The 13,143-nt window shown below is 69.9% G+C and carries 9 protein-coding genes; 6 read left to right on the top strand and 3 right to left on the bottom strand.

Annotation, left to right across the window (positions count from 1 at the left end):
- Positions 1–49 precede the first annotated feature (49 nt).
- The 6 genes from ACZ4TO_RS12415 (at position 50) to ACZ4TO_RS12390 (ending at position 8,996) form a co-directional block, all read left to right on the top strand.
- A complete protein-coding gene (locus ACZ4TO_RS12415; RefSeq protein ID WP_382782229.1) occupies positions 50–1,276 on the top strand; it encodes an ROK family transcriptional regulator in 1,227 nt (408 codons plus the stop codon).
- 480 nt (positions 1,277–1,756) lie between these two features.
- A complete protein-coding gene (gene ppdK, locus ACZ4TO_RS12410; protein WP_382782226.1) occupies positions 1,757–4,498 on the top strand; it encodes a pyruvate, phosphate dikinase in 2,742 nt (913 codons plus the stop codon).
- Positions 4,499–4,763: 265 nt separating this feature from the next.
- Positions 4,764–6,251 (top strand): hypothetical protein, encoded by a 1,488-nt coding sequence (locus tag ACZ4TO_RS12405; protein WP_468024129.1) that lies wholly within the window; start codon positions 4,764–4,766, stop codon positions 6,249–6,251.
- Between the two features lie 233 nt (positions 6,252–6,484).
- A complete protein-coding gene (locus tag ACZ4TO_RS12400) occupies positions 6,485–6,958 on the top strand; it encodes a hypothetical protein (RefSeq protein ID WP_468024128.1) in 474 nt (157 codons plus the stop codon).
- Between the two features lie 213 nt (positions 6,959–7,171).
- Entirely contained in the window at positions 7,172–7,954 is a 783-nt protein-coding gene (locus ACZ4TO_RS12395; RefSeq protein WP_468024127.1) for a hypothetical protein, read from the top strand.
- A gap of 112 nt (positions 7,955–8,066) precedes the next feature.
- On the top strand, positions 8,067–8,996 hold the full coding sequence (locus ACZ4TO_RS12390; protein WP_382782160.1) for an oxidoreductase: 930 nt from the start codon (positions 8,067–8,069) through the stop codon (positions 8,994–8,996).
- Positions 8,997–9,063: 67 nt separating this feature from the next.
- On the opposite strand, the gene nirD is transcribed toward ACZ4TO_RS12390, so the two are convergent.
- Genes nirD through ACZ4TO_RS12375 form a run of 3 tightly spaced genes read right to left on the bottom strand, consistent with a single transcriptional unit; the run spans position 9,064 to position 12,454 of the window.
- Positions 9,064–9,426, bottom strand: a complete 363-nt coding sequence (nirD, locus tag ACZ4TO_RS12385; RefSeq protein ID WP_468024126.1) for a nitrite reductase small subunit NirD — start codon at positions 9,424–9,426, stop codon at positions 9,064–9,066.
- Positions 9,423–12,020 carry a nitrite reductase large subunit NirB gene (gene nirB / locus ACZ4TO_RS12380; protein WP_385042229.1) on the bottom strand — a complete coding sequence of 866 codons (2,598 nt, stop codon included), beginning with the start codon at positions 12,018–12,020 and terminating at the stop codon, positions 9,423–9,425. The genes nirD and nirB overlap by 4 nt, the downstream gene beginning before the upstream one ends.
- Entirely contained in the window at positions 12,020–12,454 is a 435-nt protein-coding gene (locus tag ACZ4TO_RS12375) for a hypothetical protein (protein ID WP_468024125.1), read from the bottom strand. The genes nirB and ACZ4TO_RS12375 overlap by 1 nt, the downstream gene beginning before the upstream one ends.
- Positions 12,455–13,143 lie beyond the last annotated feature (689 nt).

Below are 13,143 nucleotides of genomic sequence, written 5' to 3'. Positions count from 1 at the left end.
CGCAAAACTCAATATGTAATGCAGAGTTGGGGAACGCAAGAGGGTGCGCATGACGGAAAGGCGGGGAGTGACCGTGAAGACCGGGAACCAGGCGAGCGCCGGAGAACTTCTCGAACTGGTGCGCAGCGGCCGCGCCACCACGCGCGGGGCGCTCCAGCGGGCCACCGGTCTGTCGCGGGCCACGGTCGGCCAGCGCCTGGACCGGCTGTTCCGCGCGGGCTGGCTCCGTGAGGGCGCGGGCGGCCCCGTCGACTCGCCGCTGGGCGGACGCCCCTCCATCACCCTGGAGTTCGACGACGAGCACGCCGTCGTCCTCGCCGCCGACCTGGACACCCGGCACGGCCGGACCGCCGTCCTCACCCTGACGGGCGAGATCCTCGCCGAGCACGCGGGCCCCCTGGTCGTCGACGACGGACCCGAGGCGGTGCTCGGCGAACTCGGACGCCGGCTCGCCGAGCTGGTCGGGAAGTCCGGCCGGAGCGCCGACGCCGTGTGCGGCATCGGACTCGCGGTGCCGGGCCCCGTCGACAGCGAGACCGGCCGTGTGGTCCAGCCGCCGATCATGCCCGGCTGGGACGGCTACGACATACGGGGACGGCTGGGCCGCGCCTTCGCCGAGCACGCGGGCACCGGCGCCGCGCGGGTCCCCGTGCTCGTCGACAACGACGCCAACCTCATGGCGTACGGGGAGCAGCGCACCGGCTATCCGGACTGCTCGGCGTTCGCGCTGGTCAAGGTCTCCACCGGTATCGGCGCGGGCATGGTCGTCGGCGGCACCGTCTACCGGGGCATCGACGGCGGCGCCGGCGACATCGGGCACATCCGGGTGGGCGCCGACGCGCTGTGCCGGTGCGGTTCGTACGGCTGTCTGGCCGCCGTGGCCAGTGGTGGCGCGGTGGCGCGCCGGCTCGCGGAGTCCGGGGTCCCGGCCGCGTCGGGCTCGGACGTGCGCGAGCTGCTGGCGGCCGGGCACCCCGAGGCGACGGCGCTCGCGCGGGAGGCGGGCCGGCAGGTCGGGGACGTCCTGGCCACCGTGGTGACCCTGCTCAACCCGGGTGTGCTGATGATCGCCGGGGATCTGGCCGGCACGCCCTTCCTCACGGGCGTCCGGGAGCTGCTGTACCAGCGGGCGCTGCCGCGTTCCACCGCTCATCTGGACGTGGTGACCTCGCGTCTCGGCGAGCGGGCCGGGCTCGTGGGCGCGGGCGCGCTGGTCGTGGAGCACCTGTACGCGCCGGAGCGGGCCGAGGAACGGCTGGCGGCGCTCGGCGTATGACCGGGCGGCCGGGTGGACCATTCGTGTGGGGCGGCCGGGTGAGCCATCCGTGTGTCGTGTCCGTATCTCCCGGTGCCTCCGTGTGTCGTGTCCGGATCGTGGTCCGCATGATGAAATCTGGCTCCTCCTGGTGGCGTGATTCTCGCCACCCTTGATAGGGGTCACGCTCAGATGAGCGGATCTTGGGCGGCTGCACTTCCCTAAGGGGTGGCACTCAGTGCCACCCTCTGATCGTTCATCGATTAAACTCAGACGTGCTGAACGACGCTCACGTGAGCGCCAAAGGCCACTTGTGGGGCCTCATCCGTTCAAGAAGTGAAAACATCGGCGCCCGATGACTTGCCAACCCTTGACTTTGGATCTGGTGGCGGACGAGTGGTTACAGGCGCATGACGCGCAAGTGGACGTACCCAGACGCCTTCGATCTGGGTATGTTCCCCGTCGTCAGGGCAGCCACCGCGACGTCGAGGAGTCAGGCTCGTGTCGGAAAACAAAGATCCCCACGTAACCGGAAACGGCGTTGGCGGAGCGAAGTTCGTTTATGACTTCACCGAGGGCAACAGGGACCTCAAGGACCTGCTCGGGGGCAAGGGTGCCAACCTCGCCGAAATGACCAACCTGGGTCTCCCCGTCCCGCCCGGCTTCACGATCACCACCGAGGCGTGCAAGACCTACCTCGACAGTGGCGACGAGCCGGCGGCACTGCGTGACGAGGTGAGTGCGCACCTCGAGGCCCTCGAAGCCACGATGGGCAAGAAGCTCGGCCAGGCCGACGACCCGCTGCTCGTCTCCGTCCGTTCCGGTGCGAAGTTCTCCATGCCCGGCATGATGGACACCGTCCTGAACATCGGGCTCTCCGACAAGTCCGTGCAGGGCCTCGCCAAGCAGGCCGGCGACGACCGCTTCGCGTGGGACTCGTACCGCCGCCTGATCCAGATGTTCGGCAAGACGGTCCTCGGCGTCGACGGCGAGCTCTTCGAAGAGGCGCTGGATGCGGCGAAGGAGCTCAAGCAGGTCACCGTCGACACGGACCTGGAGGCGGCGGACCTCAAGAAGCTCGTCACCAAGTTCAAGAAGATCGTCAAGACCGAGGCCGGCCGGGACTTCCCGCAGGACCCGCGCGAGCAGATGGACCTCGCCATCCACGCGGTCTTCGACTCCTGGAACACCGAGCGCGCCAAGCTCTACCGCCGCCAGGAGCGCATCCCGCACGACCTCGGCACCGCCGTCAACGTCTGCTCGATGGTCTTCGGCAACCTCGGCCCCGACTCCGGCACCGGCGTCGCCTTCACCCGCGACCCCGCCTCCGGCCACCAGGGCGTCTACGGCGACTACCTCCAGAACGCCCAGGGCGAGGACGTCGTCGCGGGCATCCGCAACACGGTCCCGCTCGCCGAGCTGGAGTCGATCGACAAGAAGTCGTACGACCAGCTCATGCAGATCATGGAGACCCTGGAGAACCACTACAAGGATCTCTGCGACATCGAGTTCACCATCGAGCGCGGCCAGCTCTGGATGCTTCAGACGCGGGTCGGCAAGCGCACGGCGGGCGCGGCCTTCCGCATCGCCACGCAGCTCGTGGACCAGGGCCTGATCGACGAGGCCGAGGCGCTCCAGCGGGTGACGGGCGCCCAGCTCGCCCAGCTCATGTTCCCGCGCTTCGACGAGGACGCGAAGGTCCAGCAGGTCGGCCGGGGCATCGCCGCGTCGCCGGGCGCCGCGGTCGGCAAGGCGGTCTTCGACTCGTACACCGCGGTGAAGTGGTCGCGCTCCGGCGAGAAGGTCATCCTCGTCCGCCGCGAGACCAACCCCGACGACCTCGACGGCATGATCGCGGCCGAGGGCATCCTCACCTCGCGCGGCGGCAAGACCTCCCACGCGGCCGTCGTCGCCCGCGGCATGGGCAAGACCTGTGTCTGCGGCGCCGAGGAGCTGGAGGTCGACACCAAGCGCCGCCGGATGACCGTGCCCGGCGGGCACGTCGTCGAGGAGGGCGACCTCATCTCGATCGACGGCTCCAGCGGCAAGGTGTACCTCGGCGAGGTCCCCGTCGTGCCGTCCCCGGTCGTCGAGTACTTCGAGGGCCGGATGCACGCCGGCGCCGACGACGCCGACGAGCTGGTCGAGGCCGTCCACCGGATCATGGCCTTCGCCGACCGCAAGCGCAGCCTGCGCGTACGCGCCAACGCCGACAACGCCGAGGACGCGCTGCGCGCCCGCCGCTTCGGCGCCCAGGGCATCGGCCTGTGCCGCACCGAGCACATGTTCCTCGGCGACCGCCGCGAGCTGGTCGAGCGGCTGATCCTCGCGGACACCGACGCCGAGCGCGAGGAGTCGCTGAAGGCGCTCCTGCCGCTCCAGAAGAAGGACTTCGTCGAGCTGTTCTCGGCGATGGACGGCCTCCCGGTCACGGTCCGTCTCCTGGACCCGCCGCTGCACGAGTTCCTGCCCGACATCACCGAGCTGTCGGTGCGTGTCGCGCTCGCCGAGTCCCGCAAGGACGCCAACGAGAACGACCTGCGCCTGCTCCAGGCGGTGCACCGCCTGCACGAGGCGAACCCGATGCTGGGCCTGCGCGGTGTGCGCCTCGGCCTCGTCATCCCCGGTCTGTTCACCATGCAGGTACGGGCCATCGCGGAGGCGGCCGCCGAGCGCAAGAACGCCAAGGGCGACCCGCGCGCGGAGATCATGATCCCGCTCGTCGGCACCGTCCAGGAGCTGGAGATCGTCCGCGAGGAGGCCGACCAGGTCATCGCGGAGGTCGAGGCGGCCACCGGCGTACAGCTCAAGCTCGCCATCGGCACGATGATCGAGCTGCCGCGCGCCGCGCTGACGGCCGGCCAGATCGCCGAGGCCGCGGAGTTCTTCTCCTTCGGCACGAACGACCTCACCCAGACGGTGTGGGGCTTCAGCCGCGACGACGTGGAGGCCTCCTTCTTCACGGCGTACCTGGAGAAGGGCATCTTCGGCGTCAGCCCGTTCGAGACGATCGACAAGGACGGCGTCGGCTCCCTGGTGAAGTCCGCGGTGCAGGCCGGCCGCGCGACCCGCCCCGACCTGAAACTCGGCGTCTGCGGCGAGCACGGCGGCGACCCGGAGTCGGTCCACTTCTTCCACGAGGTGGGACTCGACTACGTCTCCTGCTCCCCGTTCCGCATCCCGGTCGCCCGCCTCGAAGCGGGCCGGGCGGCCTCCAGCTCGCAGGGCAGCGACCACCGCTGACCCCGAGCACCGGACCCCGGGTCCGCCGCCTGTCCCCGACCCTCAAGACCGATGGGCGGCGGCCCCGGCCCACGAGAGAGGGCGACACCCTGTGCGGGGGTGTCGCCCTTTCGGGCATGGTGTGCGGAGTTTGCCAAGGTACGCCGCTGACCAGGCGCGGACACCTGAGCCCGGCCGGCCGCAACCCTTTTCGTACCTCGCGGGTCACCGCTGTGCAGCACGGCGGCCCGGGACCCTCCCGGCGCATGGGGAAGGGTTCGGTCGGATGGCACGAAGATCATGGGTGCGCGCGGTCGCGACGGCGGTGGGTGCGCTGGCGCTGATGGCGGGGCTGTTCGGCACGGGTCCGGCCCGCGCCGACGCGGCGGACGGCGCACGGGGGATGACGGTCCGGTTCGTCGAGCACGAGCTCTTCATCGGGACGGAGCCGGCGAACGTGTTCGTGGCCTACCGGTGGAAGGTGGCGGGCGAGGGCGCGGCACACCACGTCCACCTGACCGTCGACCTGTCCGGAGTCGCCGACTTCGCCGAGCCGGCACCGTCGGAGCACTGCGAGGGCGACCTCTGCACGCTGGACCTGGCGTCCGCCACCTCGGACTACCACGCCATCACGCTGGTCCCGAAGCCCGGTGCGGCCATCGGCAGCAGCGGCACCCTGACCGTCTCCGGCACGGCGTCGGACGCCACCGTCACCGGCGACCAGGTCACCCTCACCAACGGCAAGACGCAGCTGAAGGTGAGCGAGTCCGCCGAGCAGATGGACCAGGTGCCGGGCGACATGCTGACCTTTCCGCTCGACGTGTGGAACACCGGCCAACTCCCGGCTGCCCAGGGGGTGGAGCTGCGGATCGACACCACGGCCGGGTTGCACCTCCAGGGCTCCTGGGGCAACTGCCGCGACGTGTCCGCGAGCAGCCGCGGGGGGCACATCGTGCACGAGACCCTGTGCGACTTCCCCACCCCGGTGGAGCCCGGCCGGCAGTACGCGTTGTCGTCGCCGCTGCGGGTCAAGGTCGGCGACGAGGCCCTGCACGACAAGATCTACTACGTCGTCACCCCGCTCTCCGACGCCGCCCCGGCGAACGGCCCCGGGACCCCGCTGACCCTGGTCCCCGACGGCGCGACGCCGTCCGACGGGAACCACGAGCCGTCCTTCACCACCTACGTCGACAGCGTCAACCACGCCGACTTCGCCGTCACCGGGGACACCGCCACCGGGCGGCGCGGCGGTCACGCCACGCTGCACGTCACCGTGGTCGACCGGGGGCCGGCGCTGGTGGAGGACCTCCTGGACGACGAGACCGGCCTCACGGTCCTCGTCAAGCTGCCGCCGGGCGCGAAGGCCACGAAGATCCCGCGCGACTGCTACCCGCCGGGCACGGACGGGTCGTACCACGGCCCCCGACTGGGCTGGACCACCTACGAGTGCTACTTCGGCGACCCCGCCCCGGGAGACAGACACCTCCTGTCGTTCACCTTCGCCATCGGCCCCCGTACCCCGGCCGTCTCCACGGGCCAGATCCAGACGCAGGAGTTCTTCGAGGGGTTCGACCCCGACGCCTCCAACGACAGCGCGCCGCTGACCCTGCGGCTGACGCAGGACGGCTCCGTCTCGGACGGCCCTGCGTCAGGGTCCTGGCCGCCGGCCGGCACCGGACTCGGCGGCGGCTGGACGACCTGGGCGGCTGGCGCGCTGCTGCTGGCCGGTGGTGTCGCCGTAGCGCTCTTCCGACGGTCCCGCGGCGGGAACTGACACGTCGTCCGAGGGTCCGGAGGGGCCCGGTCCTGCACCTTTGTGCGGGGGTGTCGCCCTTTCGGCCATCCAGATCGTTGAATTTCAGCCACCAAGGCTAAAAGGCATTCGACTTCGTCGACAGCTCTTTCTGAATCAGCAAGGCCAAAAACATCAAACACATCAAAAGGGTGGATAATTCGGTTGATTTAGGTCGTGAAAATTAAACTTTGACCACTTCGTTCGTGCGGACTATGATCATCTTCCGCCGGGGGGTAATTGAATTGTTTGCCCTTCGGGTCTGGTTTTTTCTCACTTCTCGTTCGGAGATTTCCTTGAAGATGAAGCGCCTCCTTGTCGCCGGCCTCGTGGGTGGAATTGCCTTGACCGTCGGCTCCATCGGTACGGCTTCCGCTGACGTCTGCACCGAAGGGGCGGCCTGCCTCCACTACAATTCTGACCTGGGTGGATCGTACGCCAACGACAATGGCGACGATATCGACAACTATGGCACCTGGAAGTTCTACTACAGCGACGGCACGGGTGCCGGATACCTGCAGTATGTGAAGAACAATGCCGCGTCCATCGATTCTCGGAATGACGCCGGCGGATACCGCGTGTACTACAACAGCAACTACGCGGGTGTCTACCAGACCATCGGTGGCAACAGCTGGGCCAACCTGAACAGTCAGCTGAAGAACAACAACGCTTCCGGTCGGCACCTCTGACGGTCGAGTAATCGAAAAAGCCCTGGGGGGATTCCCTCCGAGGGCTTTTTCTGTGCAGTGATGGTTGGGTGATGGAAGGTGGCCATGGAGAATAGTGATCTCGCATGCCGGAAGGTGTGGGCGGGCTTCGTTGCGGTTCTGCTGGCCGCATGCACCGGATGCGCAGCGAGCGGTACGCAAGCAACTGCACCCGTGCCTGCCAAGGCTCCGAAGATGACTTCGGCGACTCGGATGAGGCTGCCGATCGAGTCGTACATGTTCAGTGACGGGCAGCGGGATCAAGTCGTCGAGGCGAAATCGAAGTCCATTGGGCTCTGTATGCGCCGCTTCGGATTCGTCTACGACATGCCGGAGCAATCGCACTCTTTTCGGCCTGAATCATTGACCGAGCTTCGGTATGGCATCACAAGCTCCTCGGATGCGGCTTCTTACGGATACAAGCCCAAAGGTAGCGATGCCGCCCCGGGCAAGCCTGCGCCGGCAAAGCCTAAGCCCAAGGGGTATGCGCTCGCGCTCAACGGCGGTAGCGACAGGGTTGACCGCTCGAAGGGAACAGAGCTCCCGGAAGGCGGGTGTGTGGGTGAGGCGAGAAGGGCTCTCCGGGATACGGAGAAGGATGGCGGCGGCGGAGATGCCGAGATCTCCAACAGCATAAATGCCGCAAGCTGGCAGAGTTCATTTCAGGACGCCAGGGTTCGAAAAGTCTTTCAGCAATGGTCCCAGTGCATGAAGCTTCGCGGATACGAGTACGCAGATCCCATGGAAGCGAACAACGACCCCCGCTGGAAAGGAGGCGAACCCGCCACCGCCACCGAAAAGAAGGTTGCGGTCGCCGATACCGAGTGTAAGAAGCGGCTCAATGTCGTAGGTACTTGGTATGCCGTCGACATGTCGTATCAAGAAAAGATGATCGCCGACAATCGTGAGAAGCTCCAGCCGGTGAAGAGGAAGATCGATATGCAGCTGCGTCTCGCTGCGAAAATACTTGGAGAATGAGAGCCGAAGGGGAAGTCGCGCGCTTCTGCACCTGCGCCACGGTCACGGCACGCGAGAGATCCGGGATGGACCGGTACTCGTAGGGTGGGGCGAGGCAGAGGGAGGAGCGGGCATGGGTGGTTGGGGTGCGCGGGACATACCCGGGCAGCGGGGGAGGGTTGCCGTTGTCACCGGGGCCAACAGCGGGCTCGGGCTCGTCACCGCGCGCGAGCTGGCGCGGCACGGGGCCCGGGTGGTGCTCGCCTGTCGCAGCGAGGCGCGGGGCAGGGCGGCGGCCGAGCTGATCGCCGCCGAAGTTCCCGGCGCCGAGGTGGAGTCCGGCCGGCTCGACCTCGGGGACCTCGCGTCCGTGAGGGAGTTCGCGGACTCCTTCCCGTACGACCGCCTCGACCTGCTGGTGAACAACGCGGGCGTGATGGCACTGCCGTACGCGACGACGGTGGACGGCTTCGAGACGCAGTTCGGGGTCAATCACCTGGGCCACTTCGCGCTCACCGGGCTGCTGTTCCCGGCGATCGCGGCGACCCCCGGCGCGCGGATCGTCACCGTGTCGAGCCTCATGCACGCCTTGGCCGACCTCGACCCCGACGACCTCAACAGCGAGAAGGGGACCTACCGCAAGTGGGTCGCCTACGGCCGGTCCAAGAGCGCCAACCTCCTCTTCACGCACGAGCTCGCGCGGCGGCTGGCCGTCACCGGGTCCGAGGTCGTCGCGGCCGCGGCGCACCCCGGGTACGCCTCCACGAACCTCCAGACCGCCGGGCCCCGGCTCGAGGGGCGCAAGGGCGCCGAGCGGCTGATGGAGATCGGCAACCGCGTCCTCGGGCAGAGCGCCGAGGCCGGGGCGCTGCCGACGCTGTACGCGGCCACCGCGCCCGGCGTACGGCCCGATACCTTCGTCGGACCGTCCTTCGCGATGTGGCGCGGCTCGCCCTCGACCTCCTGGCGGGCCCGCCGGACCCGCGACGACACCCGCGCGGAGCTGCTCTGGGCCGCCTCGGAGCGGCTCACGGGCGTCGTCTACGAGGGTCTCAAGGGCTGAGGGCCGCGCACCCCGGGGCCGGAACCCCGGGGTGAGGGTCCGTCGCGGCCCGGTCGGACGGGCCCGGTCAGGCGGCCCGCACCTCGTACGCCGCCACCCGTACGTCCTCGTCGTCCAGGCACTGCCCGGACTCCAGGTCGAAGCGCTGCTTGAGCAGCGGGGAGGCCACGAACGGGCGGCCCCGGTGGGTACCGGTCAGACCCCGGGAGAGCACCGCGGCCCCGGTGAACGGATCACGGTTGTCGATCGCGTACGAGCGTCCCGCGCGGTCCGTGAACAGCGCGACCTGGCGGCCGTCCGGGAGGAGGGCGGCGACGCCCCGGCCCGGAGTCAGCAGGGACAGCTCGCAGACCGTGAACCAGCCTTCCTCCAGCAGGAGTTGGAGCGTGAGGGCCGTCGCCGGCCGGGTCGTCTCGGGCGCCAGGGTCATCGCTGGGCACTTCCTTCCAAGGGTCGGGTGCCGATGGTCAGCAGGGGCAGGTCGGGCTTGATCTGGTCGCGCTCGGGGACGAAGCCGACGACCGGGTCCGGGGTGTCGGGAGCGTTCACGAAGGACACGAACCGGCCCAGCTTCTCGGGGTCGTTGATGGTCTCGGCCCACTCGTCCCGGTAGTTCGCGACATGCGCGGTCATCAGCGACTCCAGCTCCTCGCAGATGCCGAGCGAGTCCTCCACGACCACCTCGCGGACGTGGCCGAGGCCGCCGGGAATCCGCTCCAGCCAGGTCGAGGTGCGCTCCAGACGGTCCGCGGTGCGGATGTAGAACATCAGGAACCGGTCGATGAGACGGACCAGTTCGGCGTCCGACAGGTCCTGCGCCAGCAGGTCCGCGTGGCGCGGGGTCGCGCCGCCGTTGCCGCCGACGTACAGGTTCCAGCCGCTGGAGGTGGCGATGACGCCGAAGTCCTTCGACTGGGCCTCCGCGCACTCGCGGGCACAGCCCGACACCGCCGACTTCAGCTTGTGCGGGGACCGCAGACCCCGGTAGCGCAGCTCCAGGTCGATCGCCATCCGGACCGAGTCCTGCACCCCGTACCGGCACCAGGTCTGCCCGACGCAGGACTTCACCGTCCGCAGCGACTTCCCGTACGCGTGCCCGGACTCGAAGCCGGCGTCCACCAGCCGGGCCCAGATCAGCGGGAGTTGCTCCACCCGCGCACCGAACAGGTCGATCCGCTGACCGCCGGTGATCTTCGTGTAGAGCCCGAAGTCCCGCGCCACCTCACCGATCACGATGAGCTTCTCGGGAGTGATCTCGCCGCCGGGGATGCGCGGCACGATCGAGTACGAGCCGTTCTTCTGGAGGTTGGCGAGGAAGTGGTCGTTGGTGTCCTGGAGCGCGGCCTGTTCGCCCTCCAGGACGTAGCCGTCGGCGCCGATCGTGGGCGCGAGGGAGGCGATGATCGAGCCGACGGCGGGCTTGCAGACCTCGCAGCCGTCACCGCCGCGGGCGTCCTCACGGCCGTACCGGTCCAGCAGGGTGCGGTACGAGGTGACCCTGAGCGCCAGGACGATCTCGTACAGCTCCTCGCGGGTCTGTCCGAAGCAGCCGCACAGCCCCTTGTCGACCTCGACGCCGCTCGCCTCCAGCTCGGCGGTGACGAGCTGCCCGAGCACCTTGACGCAACTGCCGCAGCCGGTACCGGCCTTGGTGCACTTCTTGACCTCGGGGACGGTCGTGCAGGAGTGCTCGGTCACCGCGCCGCGGATCGTGCCCTTGGTGACGTTGTGGCAGGAGCAGATCACCGCCTCGTCCGGCAGCGCGGACGGGCCGAGCTGCACCGGGCCGCCCGCGCCGGCCGGCAGGACCAGGGACTCGGGGGAGACCGGCGGGACCGAGCCGGTGAAGGCGCGCAGCGTTCCGTACGCCTCCGCGTCGCCGACCAGGATGCCGCCGAGCAGCGTGCCGTCCCGGCCGATGACCAGCTTCTTGTACAGGCCCGCGCGGGAGTCGGAGTAGACGACGTCCAGGCAGTCCTCGGTGGTGCCGTGCGCGTCGCCGAAGGACGCCACGTCGACACCCAGCAGTTTGAGCTTGGTGGACAGGTCCGCGCCCGTGAACGCCCTCTCGTCCTCGGCGATGGTCGCCGCCGCCGTCTCCGCCTGCTCGTAGCCCGGCGCCACCAGCCCGTACACGCGGCCGTCCGCCGCCAGCGCGCACTCGCCGATCGCGAACACCCGCGGGTCGGCGACCGTGCGGCACTGCTCGTCGACGCTGATGCCGCCGCGCTCGCCGACCGTCAGACCGCAGGCGCGGGCCAGTTGGTCGCGGGGGCGGACACCGGCGGAGAACACCACCAGATCGGTGGCGAGTTCGGAGCCGTCGGAGAGCTTCATGCCGGTGACCGCGCCGTCCTCGCCGACCACGATCTCCTGTGTGCCCACACCCGTGTGGACGGACAGGCCCATCTCCTCGATCGTGCGCAGCAGCGCGGCCCCGCCGCCCTGGTCGACCTGCACCGGCATCAGCCGGGGCGCGAACTCCACGATGTGGCTGGTGAGTCCGAGGCCCTTGAGCGCGCCCGCGGCCTCCAGGCCCAGCAGACCGCCGCCGACGACGGCCCCGGTCGTCGCCCGTGACCTCGCGTAGGCCTCGATGGCGAGCAGGTCGTCGATCGTGCGGTAGACGAAACAGCCCTCCGCGTCCTTGCCGGGGACCGGCGGGACGAAGGGGAAGGAGCCGGTGGCCAGTACGAGGGTGTCGTAGCCGACCGTCAGACCGGACCGGGCCGTCACGGTGCGCGCGGCCCGGTCGACCGACTCGGCCGGGTCGCCGACGTGCAGCTCGATGCCGTGCTCGCGGATGAACTCCATGTCGGTCAGGGAGAGTTCCTCGGCGGTCTTCCCCGAGAAGTACGAGGTGAGGGCGACGCGGTCGTAGGCGGGGCGCGGCTCCTCGCACAGCACGACCACGCGGTGCGTGGCGGTCAGGCCGCGTTCGGCGAGCGCTTCGAGGAAGCGCTGGCCGACCATCCCGTGGCCGACGAGCACGATCGTGGGGTTGGCCCCCGGGGCGGCAGTCATCAGGAGCCTCCGTCGTTGGTGAGCGGGTGGAGCGGGGGAGCGCCGTCCGCGGGGAGCGGCTCGGCGCCCTCCCCGGCGCGGGCGAGCGCGCCGACGGTGCCGGGTTCGCCGACGGTGCCGGGTTCGCCGGCGGGAACCCCGTCGGCGGCGACCGCCCGTACCGCCGGACGCGGCGCCTTCGACAGGCCCCGGCAGTCGTGCATCGCGCGGAACGCGTGGGCGCCCTCGGGCAGTTCGTGGTCGCGACCGAGCGTTCCGCGCGGCGGTGGCGGCACCGGGTCGGAGCCGGCGGCCGGGACCCGCGTGTCGTATGCGATCTCCGGACCGTCCGCGCGGCGCACGGTCCGCGCGCTGCGGCCGATGCCGGCGACCCGGGCGGGCCGGACACCCGCGAGGCCGGAGCCGGTCACCACCACACGCGTATTCGAGGTCATGACCACACCGTGCGGTGCCGGTGTTACCCGGTGGCATCACCTCTGTTTCCCGGGAGGAACGCTGCCCTCAGCGAGGGCGGGGCGGTGGTGTGAGGGTCAGGGGAGGGGCAGGGGAGGGCCCGAGGAGGGCTGCGGAGGGGGACCGGAGGGGGGCCGCGAGGAGGCTGTGGTGAGGCCCGGAGGGGCTGCGGGGAGGGTCGGGTGGAGGGCCGGGGGTGGGGCTGACCGAACCCCCGGTCCACGTGCGGGCACGATCGATCGGGGCGCCGCCGGACGGAATCCTTTTACGGGCCGGAGCACGTCCGGGAACGCCAGTCCGCACCCCGGAATCCCGACCCTCGGACCTCACCCGGGAACGCCGGACCTGGGAACCCCAGGACCCGGCCGGTGAACGCCGGACCCGGGAACCCAGCCCCCGGCCCCCGTCCGGTAAACGCCGGGCCCGGAACCCTCGGACCCGTCCGGTGAACGCCGGACTCGGGAAGCCCAGCCCCCGTCCGGTGAACGCCGGACTCGGGAAGCCCAACCCCCGGCCCCCGTCCGGTGAACACCGGACCCGGGAACCCCCGGACCCGGGAACCCCCGGACCCGGGAACCCCCGGACCCGGGAACCCCCGGACCCGGGAACCCCCGGACCCGGGAACCCCCGGACCCCGTCCGGTGAACGCCGTACTCACCCCACCCGCCCA

The sequence above is a fragment of the Streptomyces sp. NPDC028298 genome, from assembly GCF_055565895.1.
The sequence above is the reverse complement of the archived record's forward strand: the minus strand, read 5'-3'. Positions and strand labels throughout refer to the sequence as shown.

Excerpts from the sequence above, each read along its gene's own strand:
- ACZ4TO_RS12415 (WP_382782229.1), top strand. The coding sequence starts at position 50 with ATGACGGAAAGGCGGGGAGTGACCGTGAAGACCGGGAACCAGGCGAGC.
- ACZ4TO_RS12405 (WP_468024129.1), top strand. The coding sequence starts at position 4,764 with ATGGCACGAAGATCATGGGTGCGCGCGGTCGCGACGGCGGTGGGTGCG.
- ACZ4TO_RS12400 (WP_468024128.1), top strand. The coding sequence starts at position 6,485 with ATGATCATCTTCCGCCGGGGGGTAATTGAATTGTTTGCCCTTCGGGTC.
- ACZ4TO_RS12395 (WP_468024127.1), top strand. The coding sequence starts at position 7,172 with ATGACTTCGGCGACTCGGATGAGGCTGCCGATCGAGTCGTACATGTTC.
- ACZ4TO_RS12390 (WP_382782160.1), top strand. The coding sequence starts at position 8,067 with ATGGGTGGTTGGGGTGCGCGGGACATACCCGGGCAGCGGGGGAGGGTT.
- nirD (WP_468024126.1), bottom strand. The coding sequence starts at position 9,426 with ATGACCCTGGCGCCCGAGACGACCCGGCCGGCGACGGCCCTCACGCTC.
- nirB (WP_385042229.1), bottom strand. The coding sequence starts at position 12,020 with ATGACTGCCGCCCCGGGGGCCAACCCCACGATCGTGCTCGTCGGCCAC.
- ACZ4TO_RS12375 (WP_468024125.1), bottom strand. The coding sequence starts at position 12,454 with ATGACCTCGAATACGCGTGTGGTGGTGACCGGCTCCGGCCTCGCGGGT.